At 33.5% G+C, this 18,494-nt stretch carries 21 protein-coding genes; 12 read left to right on the top strand and 9 right to left on the bottom strand.

The features are described from left to right. Nucleotides 1-28: 28 nt before the first annotated feature. The 4 genes from BN349_RS18325 to BN349_RS25035 form a co-directional block, all read right to left on the bottom strand. The gene (locus BN349_RS18325; RefSeq protein WP_019243797.1) at nucleotides 29-493 is read right to left on the bottom strand and encodes a hypothetical protein; all 465 of its coding nucleotides are present in this window, start codon (nucleotides 491-493) and stop codon (nucleotides 29-31) included. Nucleotides 494-907: 414 nt separating this feature from the next. After that, nucleotides 908-1,147, bottom strand: coding sequence for a GGDEF domain-containing protein (locus BN349_RS25045; RefSeq protein ID WP_019243796.1), 240 nt, complete (start codon nucleotides 1,145-1,147; stop codon nucleotides 908-910). A gap of 5 nt (nucleotides 1,148-1,152) precedes the next feature. Next, nucleotides 1,153-1,995, bottom strand: coding sequence for a PAS domain-containing protein (locus tag BN349_RS25040; RefSeq protein WP_019243795.1), 843 nt, complete (start codon nucleotides 1,993-1,995; stop codon nucleotides 1,153-1,155). Beyond that, on the bottom strand, nucleotides 1,988-2,482 hold the full coding sequence (locus tag BN349_RS25035) for a nuclear transport factor 2 family protein (protein WP_019243794.1): 495 nt from the start codon (nucleotides 2,480-2,482) through the stop codon (nucleotides 1,988-1,990). Before BN349_RS25035 ends, BN349_RS25040 begins: the two co-directional genes overlap by 8 nt. Before the next feature lie 343 nt (nucleotides 2,483-2,825). Here BN349_RS25035 and BN349_RS18315 point away from each other — a divergent pair, with 343 nt between their 5' ends. Further along, a complete protein-coding gene (locus BN349_RS18315) occupies nucleotides 2,826-3,596 on the top strand; it encodes a TIGR01457 family HAD-type hydrolase (protein WP_019243793.1) in 771 nt (256 codons plus the stop codon). Between the two features lie 101 nt (nucleotides 3,597-3,697). Here BN349_RS18315 and BN349_RS18310 read toward each other — a convergent pair whose 3' ends face one another. Then, a complete protein-coding gene (locus tag BN349_RS18310; RefSeq protein ID WP_019243792.1) occupies nucleotides 3,698-4,192 on the bottom strand; it encodes a phosphatidylglycerophosphatase A family protein in 495 nt (164 codons plus the stop codon). Nucleotides 4,193-4,789: 597 nt separating this feature from the next. Here BN349_RS18310 and yutH point away from each other — a divergent pair. The 4 genes from yutH to thrB all read left to right on the top strand — a co-directional run bounded on the left by yutH (nucleotide 4,790) and on the right by thrB (nucleotide 9,282). Beyond that, entirely contained in the window at nucleotides 4,790-5,794 is a 1,005-nt protein-coding gene (gene yutH, locus BN349_RS18305; protein ID WP_019243791.1) for a spore coat putative kinase YutH, read from the top strand. Between the two features lie 214 nt (nucleotides 5,795-6,008). After that, nucleotides 6,009-7,307, top strand: a complete 1,299-nt coding sequence (locus BN349_RS18300) for a homoserine dehydrogenase (protein WP_019243790.1) — start codon at nucleotides 6,009-6,011, stop codon at nucleotides 7,305-7,307. Continuing rightward, entirely contained in the window at nucleotides 7,304-8,365 is a 1,062-nt protein-coding gene (gene thrC / locus BN349_RS18295; protein ID WP_019243789.1) for a threonine synthase, read from the top strand. Before BN349_RS18300 ends, thrC begins: the two co-directional genes overlap by 4 nt. Nucleotides 8,366-8,373: 8 nt before the next feature. Continuing rightward, nucleotides 8,374-9,282: a homoserine kinase gene (gene thrB, locus BN349_RS18290; RefSeq protein ID WP_019243788.1), complete on the top strand. Its 909-nt coding sequence runs from the start codon at nucleotides 8,374-8,376 to the stop codon at nucleotides 9,280-9,282. 224 nt (nucleotides 9,283-9,506) lie between these two features. Here thrB and BN349_RS18285 read toward each other — a convergent pair whose 3' ends face one another. Next, nucleotides 9,507-9,743, bottom strand: a complete 237-nt coding sequence (locus tag BN349_RS18285) for a NifU family protein (protein WP_019243787.1) — start codon at nucleotides 9,741-9,743, stop codon at nucleotides 9,507-9,509. A gap of 138 nt (nucleotides 9,744-9,881) precedes the next feature. Between BN349_RS18285 and BN349_RS18280 the strand changes: the two genes are divergently transcribed. Then, entirely contained in the window at nucleotides 9,882-10,211 is a 330-nt protein-coding gene (locus BN349_RS18280) for a YuzD family protein (RefSeq protein ID WP_019243786.1), read from the top strand. A gap of 95 nt (nucleotides 10,212-10,306) precedes the next feature. Here BN349_RS18280 and BN349_RS18275 read toward each other — a convergent pair whose 3' ends face one another. Beyond that, entirely contained in the window at nucleotides 10,307-11,374 is a 1,068-nt protein-coding gene (locus BN349_RS18275; RefSeq protein WP_019243785.1) for an NAD(P)/FAD-dependent oxidoreductase, read from the bottom strand. 325 nt (nucleotides 11,375-11,699) lie between these two features. Here BN349_RS18275 and BN349_RS18270 point away from each other — a divergent pair, with 325 nt between their 5' ends. Further along, a complete protein-coding gene (locus tag BN349_RS18270) occupies nucleotides 11,700-11,939 on the top strand; it encodes a YuzB family protein (RefSeq protein WP_019243784.1) in 240 nt (79 codons plus the stop codon). Nucleotides 11,940-12,133: 194 nt separating this feature from the next. Here the strand turns inward: BN349_RS18270 and BN349_RS18265 are convergent, their stop codons facing one another. Beyond that, a complete protein-coding gene (locus BN349_RS18265) occupies nucleotides 12,134-12,826 on the bottom strand; it encodes a DUF2225 domain-containing protein (protein ID WP_019243783.1) in 693 nt (230 codons plus the stop codon). Between the two features lie 198 nt (nucleotides 12,827-13,024). Between BN349_RS18265 and BN349_RS18260 the strand changes: the two genes are divergently transcribed. Beyond that, a complete protein-coding gene (locus BN349_RS18260) occupies nucleotides 13,025-13,387 on the top strand; it encodes a HesB/IscA family protein (RefSeq protein ID WP_019243782.1) in 363 nt (120 codons plus the stop codon). Nucleotides 13,388-13,609: 222 nt separating this feature from the next. Here BN349_RS18260 and BN349_RS18255 read toward each other — a convergent pair whose 3' ends face one another. Then, nucleotides 13,610-14,605 (bottom strand): NAD(P)/FAD-dependent oxidoreductase, encoded by a 996-nt coding sequence (locus BN349_RS18255; RefSeq protein WP_019243781.1) that lies wholly within the window; start codon nucleotides 14,603-14,605, stop codon nucleotides 13,610-13,612. A gap of 357 nt (nucleotides 14,606-14,962) precedes the next feature. Between BN349_RS18255 and BN349_RS18250 the strand changes: the two genes are divergently transcribed. The 4 genes from BN349_RS18250 (at nucleotide 14,963) to BN349_RS18235 (ending at nucleotide 18,291) form a co-directional block, all read left to right on the top strand. Then, nucleotides 14,963-16,180 carry an NAD(P)/FAD-dependent oxidoreductase gene (locus BN349_RS18250; RefSeq protein WP_019243780.1) on the top strand — a complete coding sequence of 406 codons (1,218 nt, stop codon included), beginning with the start codon at nucleotides 14,963-14,965 and terminating at the stop codon, nucleotides 16,178-16,180. Nucleotides 16,181-16,269: 89 nt separating this feature from the next. After that, nucleotides 16,270-16,752 carry an NUDIX domain-containing protein gene (locus BN349_RS18245; protein ID WP_019243779.1) on the top strand — a complete coding sequence of 161 codons (483 nt, stop codon included), beginning with the start codon at nucleotides 16,270-16,272 and terminating at the stop codon, nucleotides 16,750-16,752. Nucleotides 16,753-16,836: 84 nt separating this feature from the next. Then, nucleotides 16,837-17,160: a YuiB family protein gene (locus tag BN349_RS18240; RefSeq protein ID WP_019243778.1), complete on the top strand. Its 324-nt coding sequence runs from the start codon at nucleotides 16,837-16,839 to the stop codon at nucleotides 17,158-17,160. Between the two features lie 471 nt (nucleotides 17,161-17,631). Then, a complete protein-coding gene (locus tag BN349_RS18235; RefSeq protein ID WP_019243777.1) occupies nucleotides 17,632-18,291 on the top strand; it encodes a 3D domain-containing protein in 660 nt (219 codons plus the stop codon). The last annotated feature ends 203 nt before the right edge of the window (nucleotides 18,292-18,494 follow it).

The following is an 18,494-nucleotide window of genomic DNA, read 5'->3' as shown; positions in this document are numbered from 1 at the left end:
TTAGCTTAAGTGTATTCTTTCACTTAGATTAGTTGCCAGAATTCCTGGTCAAATTATCACCGTCACTAGATACTGTATATCCCCAAACTTCACCATCTTCACCTTCAAAATAATACTGGTAATAAACAGCTTTTTTTTCTACGAAATTAATCCACAACTGATAGTCTAAGTTACCTGACTTTAAATCATCAAACGCTACTGAACCACTTAGTCGGTCATATTCAACTGGTTTATATGAAGTTGAATCGTAAATGAAAGTCATAGTATTATCCATAATTCCAGAATACTGTTCGGTTCCAAAAATTTCTCTAACTCCATTATAAGACAGACCAACTTTGGCATTCTTTTTTACAAACTCTTTCGTTATCTTTTTCTTTTCAACTTGTTCAGTAGTAACATTATCATTTTCTTCTTTTTTAACTTCAGTAGAGTTTTCATTCGAACAAGCAGCAAGAACAAATAATAGAAGTAACATTGTTGTTATTTTCTTCATAATAATTTCTCCTTTTTTCACAGCTGAATCTTTTTAGAATTATATGACAAATATGCATCTTTCTTCAACTAACCTGCCCCGTTTGTTTAAGTGTATTTAATCACAATATTTAGCTAATTTAGTTAAATAAAACAAGCCTTAGTGAAATGATCTAAGGCAATAGTAGCGCAACATTTTTATAAATATCGTAACTTTATTCAAAACATTGCGATATCTCAAATGTGTATAATCAGATAAGATTTCTTATTGTGACTAACAGGAATATTTCTTTTAAAGAAACAAATCATAAAAGAAAAAGAGTGAGTAAATTATGTTCATTTCACCTATGCTGCTACAAACAAAAGAATCTGCTTTTAACGATTATAATTATCTATTTGAGCTAAAAAATAATGGCGTACGCCTTCTATATGATAGTTACTCAAAGGGGATTAATTGAATCCTTTCTAATAGCGTATTCGCTCTTTTTCTCAGAACTTCTTCTTCATTTGTTTTAACAAATGCAAGAAATTCATCCCCACCAATTCTTGCGACAATATCATCTTTGCTAAGGCATTTCATGAGCTCATGAGCTACTTGAATTAGTACTCGATTTCCTTGTAAATGCTCAACTGTATCATTAACAATTTTAAAGTCATCGATGTCAAGTATAATCATTGCGCCTATTTGTTTGTTTCAAGTAAGTATTGGGTAATCCTTTCTTTTGAAGAAGTTTGATTCATTAATTTAGTTAAAGAATCTCTTTGTGCTAGGTCCATCAAAGTTTGAACTTTAATTTTTTCTTCCGTAATATCTTTGATTGAACCTACAATTTCAATGATTTGATTTTCATTATTCTTTATCGGACTACATTGAACTCTTAACCAGCGCCATTCATCACGAACAATTCCGCGTACTTCTATCGAATGCTTATTCTTTTTATGGATTAGATCCGTGATCTCTTCAATATCATCTAAATGAATATATTTTGTCTTTTTTAACCTGCTTATAAAATTTGTTATTTCCGTCTTGTTCAGATTGTTTTTTCCGTTTGTTTCAACAGAATGATAAATAGAAAGGGTATCTAATACAAGGTCATACTCGAACATAACCTCAGAAATATTCTCTAATACAATACGATATTTTTTTCTTTCAATTTCTAAATCGAATAAGGCATTTTTTAAATTTGTTACATCGGTAATAATACTATTAATTTTAATTTGTCCATCTGTACCAAGTGTTTTTGTTCCTCGGTCAATTACCCATAATAAATTGCCATCTTTTCTGCGCATCCGATATTCTGTATGGTAGGAAGGACCTTTTGCAAAACAGTTCTCACAATCTTGTCGTGCCTTTTGTAAGTCTGGAGGATAGATGGCACCAACTGCAGTTCCTCCACTCATCTCCATAAATTCTTCGTATGTATAACCAAGCATTTTAGGAAGACCTTCATTCACATAAAAGTAGGTGAAATCATCATCATCGATGCTTCCTTTTAATCCACCTTCAATATTATTATTAACCATTTCGATGACTTTTGTTTTTTTCCTCAAGCTTATGCTGCAAATATTCATAACTATGTCTTGGTACCTCTTGAGAATAGTATTCGTTGGTCATCTCCATAAATGGATTGGAAATATGCATATGCTTTACTTTTAATGTATCTTTATCTGCAACAATGAAGAAACTACAACGCTGAAATACTTCTACAAGCATGTCGTTCCCATTTGCATTTCTAACATCATAGCTGCCTAATACTAACCAATTTTGATCTCCAGTATATTCGATTGTAAAGGTATTGAAATCTATAATACAGCTGGGTATTCGTTCTTTCCCTTTATGGAAATAATCTATTAAACCTTCTTTATCAGTCATATATTCATGTTTAGCTGGGCCAATCCAAGTAAAATCAGTAGCTAAGCAGTTAAATACCTCTTTTAGATTTCTTTCTTTGTAAAACTGATATATGACATGTTTTGTGAAATTGATTGGGTCTTCATGTGTAACGCTCATAATGTACTCCTCGTTGATGTAAATCACCTTTTGTATAAATATAGTTTAACACGCTAAATGAAGGCATATAGGAATACTTATATGTCAATTAAATGATTTTTTAACTTAGGCACTGTTAAAGTAAACGTATTCGATTATGGTGCTTCTAGACAGTAGTCTTGCTATCTTCACTCATTCGTTATATTGATTTGAAATCAGATAGGTCTTAGGTATCTACCCTTATCTCAATTTGATAATCTAAACTCTTCTGTTTCTTTTCTTAGATAAAAACCTTTTTGACCATAAAATAGGGCTATGATAAAGTATTGTATGGTAGCTTACAAGAGATTTAGGAGTGAGTATTTTGAAACAGTATAAAGGCTTTTTAATCGATTTAGATGGAACAATGTACAAAGGTACAGAAAGAATAGATGAAGCAATGCGATTTGTTCATGAGTTAAATGATAAAGGCTTGCCCTATTTATTTGTAACAAATAATTCTTCAAGAACTCCAGCACAAGTAGCGGAAAAACTAAGAGGTTTCGATATTCCAACAGAAGCACATCAAGTTTTTACAACGAGTCAGGCGACTGCTAATTATATGTATACGCTAAAGCCGAGTGGTACGGTTTATGTGATTGGTGAGGAAGGGATCAAAGTAGCACTTGAAGAAAAAGGTTTTAAGCTAGTAGATGATGAGCATACGGATTTCGTAGTAGTCGGAATTGATCGTAATATTAATTATGAAAAGTTTGCAAAGGCTTGTTTAGCTGTTAGAAATGGTGCAACATTTATTTCTACTAATGGAGATATTGCTATTCCAACTGAACGTGGATTATTGCCTGGAGCTGGATCAATTACAGCTGTTGTTTCAACTTCCACAAGAGTAAAGCCAACTTTTATAGGGAAGCCAGAAAGCATTATTATGGAACAAGCTCAAGAGGTATTAGGAGTTCGTAAAGAAGATACAGTAATGATTGGCGACAATTATGATACGGACATTCTTGCAGGAATGAATGCGGGATTGGATACAATTCTTGTTCATACAGGCGTAACCACACCTGAATTGTTAAAGAACTATGAAAAACGTCCAACACATGTTATTGATTCTTTAAGCGATTGGAAGCTTTCCTAAAGTGGTCTTATATAAATAACGTAAAATGTTATGAGAGAGTCAACCTCTAGTGGAGGTTGACTCTCTTTTTAGGTAGTCTTGTACGTCTTTCTCATTTTTTCTTATTCTACATTTTTTATTCTGTGAGCTAGTCTGCTTGAAGCGGCGGCAGCTATTGCTCCAACGATATCATCTAAAAAAGTATGACATTGACCTGAAGATTTATCATTAAGTTTTTGTAGTATGCCAGGCTTTTGTTTGTCTATATAGCCATAATTTGTGAAACCGATGGATCCATATACATTAACGATAGAAAATGCGAGTATTTCATCTACTCCGTATAAACCTTCGTCTGTTTCGATTATGGATTGTAAAGGCTCTTCAAGCATTTTCTTTTCTGCCAATAAATCTAATTGAATACCAGTTAAAATTGCATTTTGTACTTCTCTTTTAGAAAGAACTCTCTCGACATTATGCAAGCAATCTTCAAATTGGAGATTTTCATGATAAGCGCTTTGTAAATACATGACAAGCTCAGCAATATCTTTTGTTGTGACACCGCGATCATTTAACCATTTTCGTGCTGTTTGTTCAGATAGATTAATTTTGTTAGTCATCATTGCTTCACCTTTTCTTCTAATTATTTTTTCTTCTAGTTATGAACGAACAGAAGAAAGTATTTACTTTTTTCTTTAAATATAATAGCTCTATTCCATTGTAATAAATATTGGCTGTTTTCTAAAAGAGTGTTGTGATAAATAAATTTGGTGCGCAAAACCAGCTGATAAGGTTGATTGATGTACAAGGTGCGAGACTCCTGAGACAGTATCGAGATTAGTGAGAACCCATACTCTGAGGAACACTAATTGCTCTCTAGCGAGTGAGCGTTCAGGAGTAGAATTTTACTTACACTTACTACTGTTTATAGGCAACAAGATTTACGAAAAAAGCCTAAATATTTAACAAATGCTCTATGTGATAATCAGTTCTTCGTCATTGAAATGGACAGGTATGAACATAGAGTAAATATATAGTATCGTATGCTTTTACTCTTGTACTTTGTAACTGCATAAGATTCGAACGCTTATAATGTTTTTTCGGCATAAATTAGCGTAATCCTTTTTTATAAGTAAAGAAGCACATCAATTTTCATATATATGAAATAGAGTATCCTAACTATAGGCAGTTTACCCAAAAGAAAAGGAGTGGGGGAAATGCTTCAAGATGTTATATATCAAAATTACGGCATTGTAATGGAAAGACAAAATGTGAATGGGGCTTACCAACGCTTTTTCTCAGCTAATGTTCTTTATACTATAATCCCTATACAAGAGTATGAAGAAGAAGAATTAATGGAAAGGTTAATCATGGCTGAGTATATGCAACAGCAAGGTGACAAATATGTCTCTTCTTTCGTTATGTCTAATGAACAGACTTACTTATCTGAAATGGACGATCATTTATTTATTTTGATGGCTAACGATGTATTAGATAAACCACGTGCTATTAATATGGGGTATAAGTTAGCGAAATTTCACAATCGAGGTCGTACATTAGATGTCCCGATAAAAGCTTGTAATAGAATTGGAAAATGGAAAGAGCTGTGGGAGAATAGGTTAGATTACTTAGAAGGAATTTGGAGAGAGAAAATGACCTCTCATCCAATTAACGAATTTGAAAAAAAGTTCGTTGAATCATTTCCGTATTTTTCTATTATGGGAGAAAATGCGATTCAATATTTAGTGGATTGTGAAATAGATGATCAACCTGATGGATTCGATGCAGGAACTATTTCACATGATCGTTTCTATGATGATAAATGGTTAGGGGATTATTTAGTGAAAAATCCTTTTGAATGGGTGTATGACCACCATAGTAGAGATATTGGTGAATGGGTTAGACAACATTATCATACTTATCCTCAAACATATCAACCAACTATGACTCAATTTTTACAAGAATATGTATCCATGCAGCCGTTAAGTAGCTTTTCTTGGCGTTTACTATATTCTCGTTTACTTTTTCCTGTTCATTATTTAGAAGTCATTGAAGGATATTATAGTAGTAATTCTCAAGGAGAAAAGAAAATGTTAGAGGAGAAATTAGAAGAAATCTTAAATCAATCTCATCGCTATGAAGATTTTTTACGGTATTTTTATGAAATAAATCAAGTTCCAATAAATGCTCTTCAAGTTCCAAAAGTGGATTGGTTATCATAAACGAATTGTTTGTGTTCATTCTCTGACAAATGTTCTCTTGTTTTATTTTATAAGATAAATGTTTACGATATTTCGAAATTTCTTGTTACAATAAATATATACTTATTATTCTGTTATTTTTGACTATTGAAAATAACGGGCGGAAAGCATATAATGTCTTTTATATAAAAACAAATGTATGTTTAGAGAGAACAACGGAGAGGGAGAATAGGATATGGATGCTATATCAATCGGTTTATTAGGATTAGGAACAGTTGGTACAGGTGTAGTGCAAATTATCGAAAACCACCAAGATAAGCTTATGCATCAAATTGGCTGTCCGGTGAAGATAAAGAAGATTTTAGTTAAGAACATGGAGAAAGAAAGAGGAAACTTAGTAGGAAAAACTTTATTAACAGATTGTGCTGATGATATCCTCGATGATCCAGAAATAGATGTAGTAATCGAAGTAATGGGCGGTATTGATGAAACGCGTAAATACTTATTGAAAGCTCTTCGTAATAAAAAACATGTTGTAACAGCGAATAAAGACTTAATGGCTCTCTATGGTTCAGAATTATTAGCTGAGGCTACTCAAAATAGTTGCGATTTATTTTATGAAGCAAGTGTAGCAGGCGGTATTCCGATACTACGTGGTTTAGTAGATGGATTGGCTTCTGATCGTATTACGAAAATTATGGGGATTGTGAATGGTACTACCAACTTTATTTTAACGAAAATGAGTAAATATGGTGCTCCATATGAGGAAGTATTAGCTGAAGCACAAGCTCTAGGTTATGCTGAAAGTGATCCAACTGCAGATGTAGAAGGTTTAGATGCTGCTAGAAAAATGGCTATTCTTGCTACACTTGGATTCTCCATGAATATTGATCTAGAAGATGTTAGTGTAAAAGGTATCACTGACATTACAAAAGCAGATTTAGATTATAGTAAACGTTTGGGATATACAATGAAATTAATTGGTATCGCATCTAAAAAAGATGGCAAAGTCGAAGTAAGTGTACAACCTACTTTACTTCCGGAAACTCATCCACTAGCAAGTGTTAATGATGAGTACAATGCGGTGTATGTATATGGAGAAGCAGTTGGAGAAACAATGTTTTACGGACCAGGGGCTGGTAGTTTACCAACAGCAACATCCGTTGTATCTGACCTTGTAAATGTCATGAAAAATATGAGGCTAGGTGTGAATGGAAGAAGTGCATCCGCTCCTCAATATGAGAAAAACATTAAGAATTCAGAAGAAATATTTTCAAAATATTTCCTTAGCCTTCAAGTAAAAGATGAGGTAGGAGTTTTTGCTTCTATTACAGCATTATTTGCGAAGCATGATGTAAGTTTTGAGAAAATCCTACAGCTTCCATTAAAAGAAAAAGGTCAATCAGAAATAGTGCTAGTAACACACCGTTCATCATTAAAAGACTTTGAAGAAATCTTACAACAACTAAGAGATAATGATTTAGTTTACGATATTAATAGCACTTATAGAGTAGAAGGGAATGGCGTACAATGAGTTGGAGAGGTTTAATTCAAGAATATAAAGAATATTTACCCGTAACAGACAATACACCATTGTTAACTTTACATGAAGGAAATACACCATTAATTAAGTGTAATAATTTATCTGAAGAGTTTGGTGTAGAATTATATGTTAAGTATGAAGGTTTAAATCCAACTGGCTCGTTTAAAGATAGAGGTATGGTTATGGCTGTAGCTAAAGCTGTTGAAGAAGGGGCAGATACTATTATTTGTGCATCTACAGGTAATACATCTGCAGCAGCAGCAGCTTATGCTGCTAGATTGGGTCTTCGTTGTATTGTTGTTATTCCTGATGGCAAAATTGCAATGGGAAAACTAGCACAAGCTGTTATGTATGGAGCAGAGATTGTAGCAATTGACGGAAACTTTGACAATGCCTTGCAAATTGTAAGAAACATTAGTGAAAAATCACCAATTGCTCTTGTAAACTCTGTTAACCCTTATCGACTTGAAGGACAAAAAACAGCTGCATTTGAAATTTGTGATGTGCTTGGCGATGCTCCAGATGTATTAGTTATTCCAGTGGGGAATGCTGGGAATATTTCGGCTTATTGGAAAGGTTTCAAAGAGTACCATGAGAAAAAGGGAACTAAGCTTCCTGAAATGAGAGGCTTTGAGGCTGAAGGAGCAGCAGCTATTGTGCATAACCGCGTGTTTGAAGCACCAGAAACAATCGCTACAGCTATTCGTATCGGTAATCCAGCAAGCTGGAATTTAGCTGTAAATGCAGCTGAGGAATCAAATGGGAAAATTGACGAAGTATCGGATGAGGAAATTTTAGAAGCTTATAAATTATTGGCTAGAAAAGAAGGAATTTTTGCAGAACCAGGTTCTAGTGCAAGTATTGCAGGTTTAATTAAACAGCTTAAATCTGGAGAAATTAAAAAAGGCTCCAAAGTAGTTGCTGTTTTAACAGGTAATGGATTAAAAGATCCATCAACTGCAGTAGAATATAGCGAAGTAAAACCAGTGGTACTACCAACAGATGAAGAAGCTATTTTATCACATATTAAAGGTGTGGCAAAAGTATGAGGAGTGACATGCTATTTAGCATAAGAGTTCCAGCAAGCTCTGCAAATTTAGGCCCTGGATTTGATTCTATTGGATTGGCACTATCTTTATATTTAACTGTTCATGTCTATCCAAGTGATTCATGGATAGTTGAACCGTTAACAGAGGAAATGAAGACTTTTCCGACAGATGAAAATCATTACATTGTGAAAATTGCTAACAAAATTGCGGGGAAATATGGAAAAACTTTACCTCCATGTAAGCTTGCGGTCCATAGTGAGATTCCATTAGCTAGAGGATTAGGTAGCAGTGCTTCAGCTATTGTTGCAGGTATTCAATTGGCAGATACACTAGCTCATTTAAACCTAACTAAAGAGGAGAAAGTTCATCTTGCATCAGTTGAAGAAGGACATCCTGATAATGCAGGTGCTTCTGTAACTGGTGGTTTAGTGGTTGGTGAATATGAAGAGAGTAAAACAAGTCTTTTAACATGTGCGCTACCAAATGTTGAAGTGGTTGCAGTAATTCCAGATTATGAGCTTTTAACGAGTCATTCTCGTGAGGTATTACCATCGACATTTTCGTATAAAGAAGCGGTAAAGGCAAGTGCAATTTCAAACACATTTCTAGCTGCCTTATTATCTGGTAACTATTCTATGGCTGGATCAATGATGAAGCGAGATTTATTTCATCAGCCATATCGAAGAAAGCTAGTCCCGTTATTAACCGAAGTAGAACAAGTAGCAGAAAAAGCGGGTGCATTTGGGATTGCTTTAAGTGGTGCAGGACCAACAGTAGTATGTTTTGTTGAAAGCAAGCATACAAATCAGCTTGTAGATGAACTCTCTGAAAGCTTTATTGATTGTACGATCAAACAGCTTCAAGTAGATGAAGAGGGTTGTGTTGTAACGAACAAAGCAGATATAGTTGTCTCATAATACAAAAAAGGGGGGCTGTCTGAAAAGTTATTTATATCACTTTTCAGAGGCCCCTACGCTTTGTATGGAATTATGTTGTTAATACGAGGTTGTTTACAAGTGTATTCTTACTTGCTAAAAAAAGCTGATGTTATGCGCTTTGTTATGCCTCTTTTAAAACAATTTATTCATAATGAAAAAAGCTAAGCACTTATTTACAAAGGCTTAGCTCTACATATGTTGTATTAAAAAACTTGTTCAACTTCAATAACACCAGGTACTTCTTCAAGAAGAGCACGCTCGATGCCTGCTTTTAAAGTGATTGTAGAACTTGGGCAGCTTCCACAAGCACCTAATAAACGAAGTTTAACAATTCCATCTTCGACATCAACAAGTTCGCAATCTCCTCCATCGCGTAATAAAAATGGACGAAGTTTATCTAGTACTTCTTGAACTTGCTCTAACATTGATTGCTCAGACATTTCATCGACTCCTTTCTATATCTATACATATTATAATCACAACAAGGTAAAAAATCCATTGAGTATTCTTGCTTTAAGAAAAGAAAAGTATGTTTTACAATGAAAATAGTACGAAATTGGGAAAGAAGGGAAAAAGCGATGAGTAATGAAAACTTTGACATTATAGTATATGGAGCAGAACAGTTATGTGCAAGTTGCGTTAATCTACCTTCTTCGAAAGATACATATGAATGGCTTGAGGCTGCATTAACTAGAAAGTTTCCAGAACAAAAATTTTCAGTTACATATGTGGACATTTTTGAAGAACAAGAAGATGCAAAAAAGGCGGCTTTTTCTAAAAAGGTCATTGAAGAGGACTTGTTCTATCCAGTTGTTGTCATTAATGATGAAATTGTAGGTGAAGGAAATCCGAATCTGAAAAAAGTAGTAAAAGAGATGGAGAGATACGGATTTAAAGTAAAGGAATAGAAAATTTATTTTGATTTGAAAAGTAGAAAACAAAAACTCGCTTTCTTTTTAGAGCAGCGAGTTTTAATTATTATAGTCAAGGTTAATGGTTTACATCATCCATTATGAAATTTGTACATCCATAAAATTCCTGATTTTAACAATCTAGCAACTCTACCAGTAATAGCACGATCATTTACTAAACCAAATCCGTGTTTTTTACCAAGAGAGCCAAGAATTCCTTTAAGTTTTATCTTAGGAAAGCTTTCAGGTAAAGGTTCACCTTTCCATTTTTTGTCTAATACTACGACGATCTGCTCAGCTTGGCCTTCCGCTAGTTGTGCACTTGGAGCATGATCAAGACTTGCACAGTCTCCAACAACAAATACATTTTCATGATTTGGAATGAAATGTTGAGGTGTTAAGATAACACGTCCTTGCTTATCCTTTTCAACTGGCAAATCACGTACAATTTTATTTGGTTGAATACCAGCAGTCCAAACAATTACATCGTTTTCAATAGCTGTGTCATGATTGTATAGAATATTTTCTTCTACTTTAGTTATATTAGAACGACTAATTACTTCAACGTTATTTGACTTAAACCAATCTTCAACATATTTACTAAGACGTGGAGAGAAAGCAGATAGTATATGCTCGCCACGATCGAAGAGTTTTATTTGTAAGTCTGGGCGACTTTCAATTAATTCGCTTGCTAGTTCGACACCACTTAATCCTGCACCAACGATAGAAACAGAAGCATTATTGCCTAAATTATTTAAAACTTGGCTCGTTCTACGTGCTTGATCAATTGATTGGATGCTATAAGTGTACTCTTTAGCACCTGGAACGCCGTGATATTTATCAACACAGCCAAGTCCAATAACTAAATCATCATATTCAATTTTGCTTTCATCTTCTAAAAGAATTTCATTTTCTTCTAGATTAATAGATTGAACATTTCCACAAACATATGAAAGTTTAGGATGCTCAGGAAAAGAAACGCGAATATGCTGGTCTGAAATAGTACCAGCGGCTAGTGCATAGTATTCTGTTTTCAAGCTGTGGTAAGGATTACGATCGATTAAAGTAATAGATACATCCTCAGGTAAATGATTTGGAAGTAATCTGTGAAGGATTCTCATACCCCCGTATCCTCCACCAAGTATAACTAGTTTTCTCATCACATTATCCCCTTTGTGTTTATGCTAGTTTGTAATTGTTCCCTTTGTTTATACTTACCCCTAATTCGTATAATTGCAACAAGTTTTATTATAACCGAATTTGATTAAAAACGGTTTCAAAACGTCTTCTATAATTTTTTCTATTTGTATTAACTTTGGTATGGTAGATGTTCGATTCCATATGCTAGTATAACGAAGATGGATAATTTCTACAATATTATTTTCTAAATTATTGAATTTTTTGTGTTAATTAGAATTCAATGAACAATCGTTTGACTATAAAAAGGAAACAGAGTAGCATAACTATTAGTAGTGAGGTGAAAACATGATAAAGCCAATAATTGAATTTTGTGTTAGCAACGTAGCAAGTGGATCATATCCAGCCTTGGAAAAATTACAAAAAGATCCTAATTTAGACATAGTTGAATATGGGTGCCTAAGTTATTGTGGTAAATGTGGCCATTACATGTTTGCACTTGTAAACGGAGAAATGGTAACAGGTGAGGATGCTGACGAGCTTGTAGAAAATATATATGAATTTATAGAAGAAAACGGAATTTTTTGATCATAGTTTTGTTCTATTACATGGTGTTATGACAATAGCTAGTAATAAGTGACTATAGGATTATGTAACAAAGTATAATAATACAGGAACATATCATAGTATGAAGGGCTGTTTCAGATTGATTGAAACAGTCCCTTATATTTTTATGGGAGAGAGAGGGAATGTTTTGTATCTATAAATTGACGAAAAAAATATTAAAGTACTACTTTTTTTTGTTCGCGTATTTCATTCCATCTTTCTTTGGCCATTTCAATTATGCCTGTTTCAATTGAGCTTTTGGAGCGTTCAATTACCATCGATAAATATTTAGTTGCTTGTTCAATATCTCCAATCCGTCTTGAAAGATCCGCCATTAAGTAAAGAATTTTCACATCTGATATTTTTGTGCCTTTGTAATCATCTGTGCTAAACGATTGGTTATATTCCTGAAAGGCAAGTTTCATAAATCTTTTCTCTTGTTCTTCATTTTTAGTCAGACGATTTAACCAAGCTATTCTTAAAAGTAAACCAGCAATTAAACTGTGTTTCTCTTTCTTATAGGTTGCTGACAGAACAGCTAATTTATATGTCTTAATACTTTCTTCAACGGTTCTTTCTCCACTAAAACTATGTGGAATCCATTTAGAGCATATACTACTGATGATGTTTTCTTTACTATTGGGAGGAAAGTATTTTGAAAAATCATTAGAAAATGCATAACCACAACTTGGACAAACATATATTTTATAAAGTAAACCGTTGATGCTTCCTTCTTTATATTTAGGGCAAAAGTCTGTGTCGTATTCTTGTACTTGAATACATTTAGAGCGAATTTTTTTTGATGTATAGTTTGTTTCACATAAAGGACATTGGATTTTTCGATCGAATAAAGGTTCTATCTTTTCCATAGGAATCGACCTCATTTTCGGGGAGTATTTTCTTATAATCTCATTATAAAGCCAAAAACAATAAAAAGGGAAAATTTTTCTGAATAATTTGTCCTAGTTTAAACTTGTTCATATCGATAAGTTGAGCATAAATTAGATTTTTGTATATACTTGTAGTAAAGTATAAATTCTATTCAGGAAGTCATAGGAGGTAAGAAAATGGAACAAATTATAACAATTACAGAATCTGCGGCAATGCAGATAAAAGATATGATGAAAGAAAATGAAGGAGAAGGATCCTTACTACGAGTAGCGGTTCATGGGGGAGGATGCAGTGGTCTTTCTTATGGCATGGGATTTGCTCAAGAAGTGAACGATGACGATGTTGAACTAAATCAACATGGAATTGGTATTGTGATTGATCAGGAAAGCGTAGGAATTTTAAAAGGAACCATTATTGATTATAAGCAATCCATGATGGGCGGCGGATTTACCATTGACAATCCAAATGCGATTGCATCATGTGGATGTGGTTCTTCTTTCCGTACGGCGAAGAATGCAGGTAAGCCTGAAGAGTGTTAATCTGTAAACGTACGTATTTTTACTCTTAAAATGAAAAAAACAACCCAGAAAGTATATTCAGGGTTGTAGAAATGACCTTATTGATAGTGGATGTTTTATGACTTTAACTATCGATAAGGTCTTATTATATTATGAAACGATGCCTCAGGTCCCTCTTTTTCAGGTAGTAAAAGATACAGAAAGGCACCTAGAAGTAATAAAAAGTCATGTATAATGACTTTTTTATTTAAATAGAGATGTACTATGAAGAGGTTGTACTTTAGCTTTTGGATCAATATAGGCTTTAGCATTATTGATAGCTGTTGGAGCTTCTCCGAAACCACTTGCAATTAGTTTAACTTTACCATCATACGTACAAATGTCACCTGCAGCATAAATTCCTTCGATATTTGTTTCCATTTTAGAATTTACTACAATAGAATTCTTTTCAATTTCTAATCCCCAAGTTTTGATAGGACCTAATGAAGAAATAAATCCAAAGTTTACAATCAGTGCATCTAGATCAATTACTTCTTTTGATCCATCTGTAGCATTTTCTAAAACGATTTGCGTTACTTTTTCATCATCACCGATAATTTCTGCGGGAACGTAAGGAGTTTTTACAATGACTTTGGAATTGTGTAAGTTTTCAACACTATGCTCATGAGCACGGAATTTGTCACGACGATGAACGATATATACTTTTTCTGCGATGTTTTCAAGCATTAAAGCCCAATCCACAGCAGAATCTCCGCCACCGCAAACTACGACTTTTTGACCCGCAAACTGATTTAAATCATCAATAAAGTAATGAATATTAGACTTTTCATATTTAATTGCTCCATCGAGTTCTAAACGTCGAGGTTGAAAAGCTCCGTTACCAGCAGTAATAATAAGTGATTTCGTGAAATGTTCGCCACCATTTGTGGTCAGCTTAAAGACACCGTCTGCTTGTTTTTCAACTTGTTCAACAGCTTCTTCTAGCACAACCGTAGGTTCAAACTTTTTCATTTGTTCCTTTAAATTATTTACAAGCTCTTGTGCGCGTACTTTTGGAAAACCTGCAACATCATAAATATATTTTTCGGGATATAATGCTGTTAATTGTCCACCTAATTGTGGCAAGCTTTCGATAATCTTTACAGACGCTTGTCTCATTCCACCATAGAAAGCAGTAAATAGTCCTACAGGTCCACCACCTATGATTGTGATATCATAAACTTTTTGTTCCTCAGTCACGCAAATTCCCCCTTATGTGAAAAATACACAATTTTTTATACATTTTACCATAATACATGAAGCCGGTTGTTAAAATCGGTAAATAATTATAAAAATTTATGAACAATTATTATTTTGAATTAATATTTTAAAATATGTATTTTGAACATTTAGTTTACCTTACAAGTTGATATGCTTAATTTACCATATTACATATTGCAAATAAATAGACACTAATTCATAAATAAGTATATTTCTTGTGCAACATGTTGGGAATATGAATGTTTGGAATAAATCTGTATACATTTATTAATAAGAAGATGGAGAACATAGAATGAATCAATAGATGAATTTTGATAAAGATGGATGTGAGAAATATTGAAAAAACCAAGAATTGTTATTTTAGGTGCTGGATATGCAGGATTGACAACTACTGTTCGTTTACAAAAAAGCTTGGGTGTTAATGAAGCGGAAATCATTCTTATAAATAATAATACGTATCATTATGAGACGACATGGTTACATGAAGCATCAGCTGGTACTTTATCTTATGACCGAGTTCGTTATGAAATTAGTAAAGTAATTGATCAAAATAAAGTGCAATTTATAAAAGATACAGTTGTTGATATAAAGAAAGATGCGAAAAGAATCCTTCTTTTAAGTGGTGAAATAGAATATGACTTCTTGGTTATTGCTTTAGGATCAGTACCCGAAACTTTTGGGATAAAAGGATTAAAAGAATATGCATTTTCAATAAGTAATTTAAATTCTGCGAGGAAAATACGCAATCACATAGAGTATCAATTTGCGACGTACGGAACAGAAGAATATAAACAACAAGAGAGGATTACCATTATAGTAGGTGGTGCAGGCTTTACAGGAATTGAATTTTTAGGAGAGCTAGTAAACCGTATACCAAAACTATCAAAAGAACATGATGTAGACTATAATAAAGTTAGAATAATTTGTGTAGAAGCTGCTCCAACAGTATTACCAGGTTTTGACGAAGAACTAGTGAAGTATGCTGTGGCCATTTTAGAGAAAAAAGGTGTAGAATTTAGGATTGGAACAGCTATCAAAGAATGTACAGCTGACGGTATATTAGTTTCTGCTGCTAATGATAACGTGGAAGAAATTAAAGCATCAACAGTTGTTTGGGCTGCGGGTGTGAGAGGAAATCCCCTAATCGATAAGTCTGGGATTGAGACGATGCGTGGAAGGGTTAAAGTAAACAAAGATTTACGTGCTCCCGAGGAAGAATCTATCTTCGTTATTGGAGATAGTTCGTTAATCATTAATGAAGAAACAAATCGTCCATATCCACCAACTGCTCAAATTGCTATGCAACAAGCAGAAACATGTTCTAAAAATATCACTTTGCTTGTTCGAAATGAATCAAAACTAGAAGAATTTCAACCGGATTTAAAAGGAAGTGTATGCTCATTAGGAGAAGATGATGCGATTGGTCTTGTATTCGGAAGAAAATTAACTGGCAAATCGGCATCTTTTATGAAAAAAATTATTGATAATCGGGCGCTTTTCCTAATTGGAGGTACTCCTCTTGTAGTAAAGAAAGGGAAATTCAACATTTTGTAAAAGATTAGAAATATAGGGATTAACGCCTTGCTAATATAAGCAAGGCGTTTTTATAAACTAGATAATTGTGTATAAATGGGGGAAGAGATATGAGCGAAAGATGTAGAAACGTATGGCTTGCTGTGTGTGGTATTGTGATTAATAAGAAGGGTGAATGGTTAATTGTCAAAAAGAAATATGGTGGATTAAAAGGATTTTGGTCATTGCCAGCAGGGTTTGTAAAAGAGGATGAAACAGTAGATGAGGCTGCTGTTCGTGAAATTAAAGAAGAAACAGGAATTGATACAGAAGTGAAAGGAATGCTGGGCATGAGAAGCGGTGTACTTTCTGATGGCTATAGCGATAATATGGTTATGTTTTTATTAAAGCCTCTTCATGAAGAAATCGTGATTCAGTATGATGAATTATATGAAGCGGTGTATATGTCTCCTGAAAAAATACAGATAGATCCTTATTGTTCTCCATTATTAAAGCATATGATGACTCTAGAAACAGATAATGTTAAGAGATTAATAGATAATATGGACCCTGGAAATCAATTTGGTTATCTATCATATAAATTGTTTCTTTAAAGTTTTTATTTTACAATATTGGTAATTGACGGATAATTGTGCATTAAGTAAACTTAGTATAATGTTCAAAGGGGGACTTAGAAGATGCCTTTATCTATTCCATCGTTAATTATTTCTATTGTACTATTTTTTGTTTTATTTTATGGTATTGGATTCCTACTTAATATGTTATTTAGGGCTTCATGGATCATGGCTGTGCTATTTCCAATAGTATCACTGTACATCATAAATAATGCTAAGTTTACTTATTATTTAAAGGAGCCTATCAACACAATTAGTCACCTCGGAGAAAGAATCGCTTCTATTCAATTGGCTGACATTATTATATTAGGAAGTGGATTTTTAGGAGCGATTGCAGCAGGAGTTACGATGAAATATTTAAGAAAAAAAGGATATCAAATGTTTTAAAGACAGAATAATATGTATTTTGTTTATACATAGGCCATTAAGTATGTTGTTTTTATAATGTCAGTGGACTTGTTTAGAATCCATAAGTGCTATATGCCACGGTGGAATACTGTCACTAGCGGAAAGCTCGTATTTTGAAGCAGAATTTAGCTTAAAGTTGCTCACTATTTGTTCATAAGCGACAAGGTTTGCTAAACAGAAATAAAAGAAAAATACGATGTTTTAAGGAGCTATTGAAATAGCTCCTTTTTTTTCGGAAAAGGCTGTTTTTTTAAGATTGTAGTTGCTTTTCATTACGCTTGTTAGGAAAAAAGGGGATAAAAAGATATGCTGTAGAGCGTAAGGAACAAGACTCTTAAAGGAGCACTGGCTTACCCCATGGAAAAATAATGAAGGAACATTAACGTTTTTTGAAATGCATATTTTCTATTCTTTTTGGAAAGTACTATTTCCGAGAGGAGTGGAGAGAAAATGAAAAAAAATAAAAAATTGTTGAAATTAGTATTTGTTTTATTACTATTTTTGTTAGCTATACAAGCGACATACTTTCATCTTACAGGTGTGAAAGCTCGAGAGTTATTTTTATTAGCTGAAAAGGATCAAAGTATAGAAGGATTTAGTCAAAGATTACAAGCTTATATCGATTTGCCAACTAGTCGAAATACAACAGCACAGGAAGAAACGCTCCCTGATGAATTAGAAGAGGATTTTTCAATGTATAAAAAAGCTAGTGTTATTGCAACGGGCTATACTGCTGGTTTTGAATCTACGGGGAAAAGTCCAAATCATCCTTCCTATGGGATTACGTATTCTGGAGTAAAAGTGAAGAGAGATTACTACTCCACTATTGCAGCTGATATCAACGTTTTTCCAATAGGTACGATTCTTTATATTCCGGATTACGGCTATGGAGTGGTAGCTGATATTGGTGGAGCCATTAAAGGTAATAAATTAGATTTATACTATGAGACGGTACAAGATGTATATAATGAATGGGGCAAAAAAGAAGTAGATGTGTATGTTATTAAAAGAGGAAATGGTAAATTAACAGAGACTGAATTAACATCACTGAATGAAAGTGAAGAAAAGCAAGTGTTTCGTCAACAGTTTATTAAAAAACATAAGAAATAAGCTATAATCACGAAATTAACATAGGTAATGTTTAAGGAATTCTTTATTAGGAGGTTGTCCAAAACATTGATGGACAATCTTTTATCTTTTATGAGATTTCTTAAAGCTGAAAATAAAATAATGCAAAATCTAAAGCGTGTAATACGAGCTTTATTTAGAAAGTAAGAATACATGTATATAAACGGATTCATAAAAAACGTAGA

It is taken from the genome of Bacillus sp. AP8, from assembly GCF_000321185.1.
GTDB classification, from domain to species: domain Bacteria; phylum Bacillota; class Bacilli; order Bacillales; family DSM-1321; genus Bacillus_AD; species Bacillus_AD massilioanorexius.
The sequence above is the reverse complement of the archived record's forward strand: the minus strand, read 5'-3'. Positions and strand labels throughout refer to the sequence as shown.

Excerpts from the sequence above, each read along its gene's own strand:
- BN349_RS18325 (WP_019243797.1), bottom strand. The coding sequence starts at position 493 with ATGAAGAAAATAACAACAATGTTACTTCTATTATTTGTTCTTGCTGCT.
- BN349_RS25045 (WP_019243796.1), bottom strand. The coding sequence starts at position 1,147 with ATGATTATACTTGACATCGATGACTTTAAAATTGTTAATGATACAGTT.
- BN349_RS25040 (WP_019243795.1), bottom strand. The coding sequence starts at position 1,995 with ATGGTTAATAATAATATTGAAGGTGGATTAAAAGGAAGCATCGATGAT.
- BN349_RS25035 (WP_019243794.1), bottom strand. The coding sequence starts at position 2,482 with ATGAGCGTTACACATGAAGACCCAATCAATTTCACAAAACATGTCATA.
- BN349_RS18310 (WP_019243792.1), bottom strand. The coding sequence starts at position 4,192 with ATGACTAACAAAATTAATCTATCTGAACAAACAGCACGAAAATGGTTA.
- yutH (WP_019243791.1), top strand. The coding sequence starts at position 4,790 with ATGCTTCAAGATGTTATATATCAAAATTACGGCATTGTAATGGAAAGA.
- BN349_RS18300 (WP_019243790.1), top strand. The coding sequence starts at position 6,009 with ATGGATGCTATATCAATCGGTTTATTAGGATTAGGAACAGTTGGTACA.
- thrC (WP_019243789.1), top strand. The coding sequence starts at position 7,304 with ATGAGTTGGAGAGGTTTAATTCAAGAATATAAAGAATATTTACCCGTA.
- thrB (WP_019243788.1), top strand. The coding sequence starts at position 8,374 with ATGCTATTTAGCATAAGAGTTCCAGCAAGCTCTGCAAATTTAGGCCCT.
- BN349_RS18285 (WP_019243787.1), bottom strand. The coding sequence starts at position 9,743 with ATGTCTGAGCAATCAATGTTAGAGCAAGTTCAAGAAGTACTAGATAAA.
- BN349_RS18280 (WP_019243786.1), top strand. The coding sequence starts at position 9,882 with ATGAGTAATGAAAACTTTGACATTATAGTATATGGAGCAGAACAGTTA.
- BN349_RS18275 (WP_019243785.1), bottom strand. The coding sequence starts at position 11,374 with ATGAGAAAACTAGTTATACTTGGTGGAGGATACGGGGGTATGAGAATC.
- BN349_RS18270 (WP_019243784.1), top strand. The coding sequence starts at position 11,700 with ATGATAAAGCCAATAATTGAATTTTGTGTTAGCAACGTAGCAAGTGGA.
- BN349_RS18265 (WP_019243783.1), bottom strand. The coding sequence starts at position 12,826 with ATGGAAAAGATAGAACCTTTATTCGATCGAAAAATCCAATGTCCTTTA.
- BN349_RS18260 (WP_019243782.1), top strand. The coding sequence starts at position 13,025 with ATGGAACAAATTATAACAATTACAGAATCTGCGGCAATGCAGATAAAA.
- BN349_RS18245 (WP_019243779.1), top strand. The coding sequence starts at position 16,270 with ATGAGCGAAAGATGTAGAAACGTATGGCTTGCTGTGTGTGGTATTGTG.
- BN349_RS18240 (WP_019243778.1), top strand. The coding sequence starts at position 16,837 with ATGCCTTTATCTATTCCATCGTTAATTATTTCTATTGTACTATTTTTT.
- BN349_RS18235 (WP_019243777.1), top strand. The coding sequence starts at position 17,632 with ATGAAAAAAAATAAAAAATTGTTGAAATTAGTATTTGTTTTATTACTA.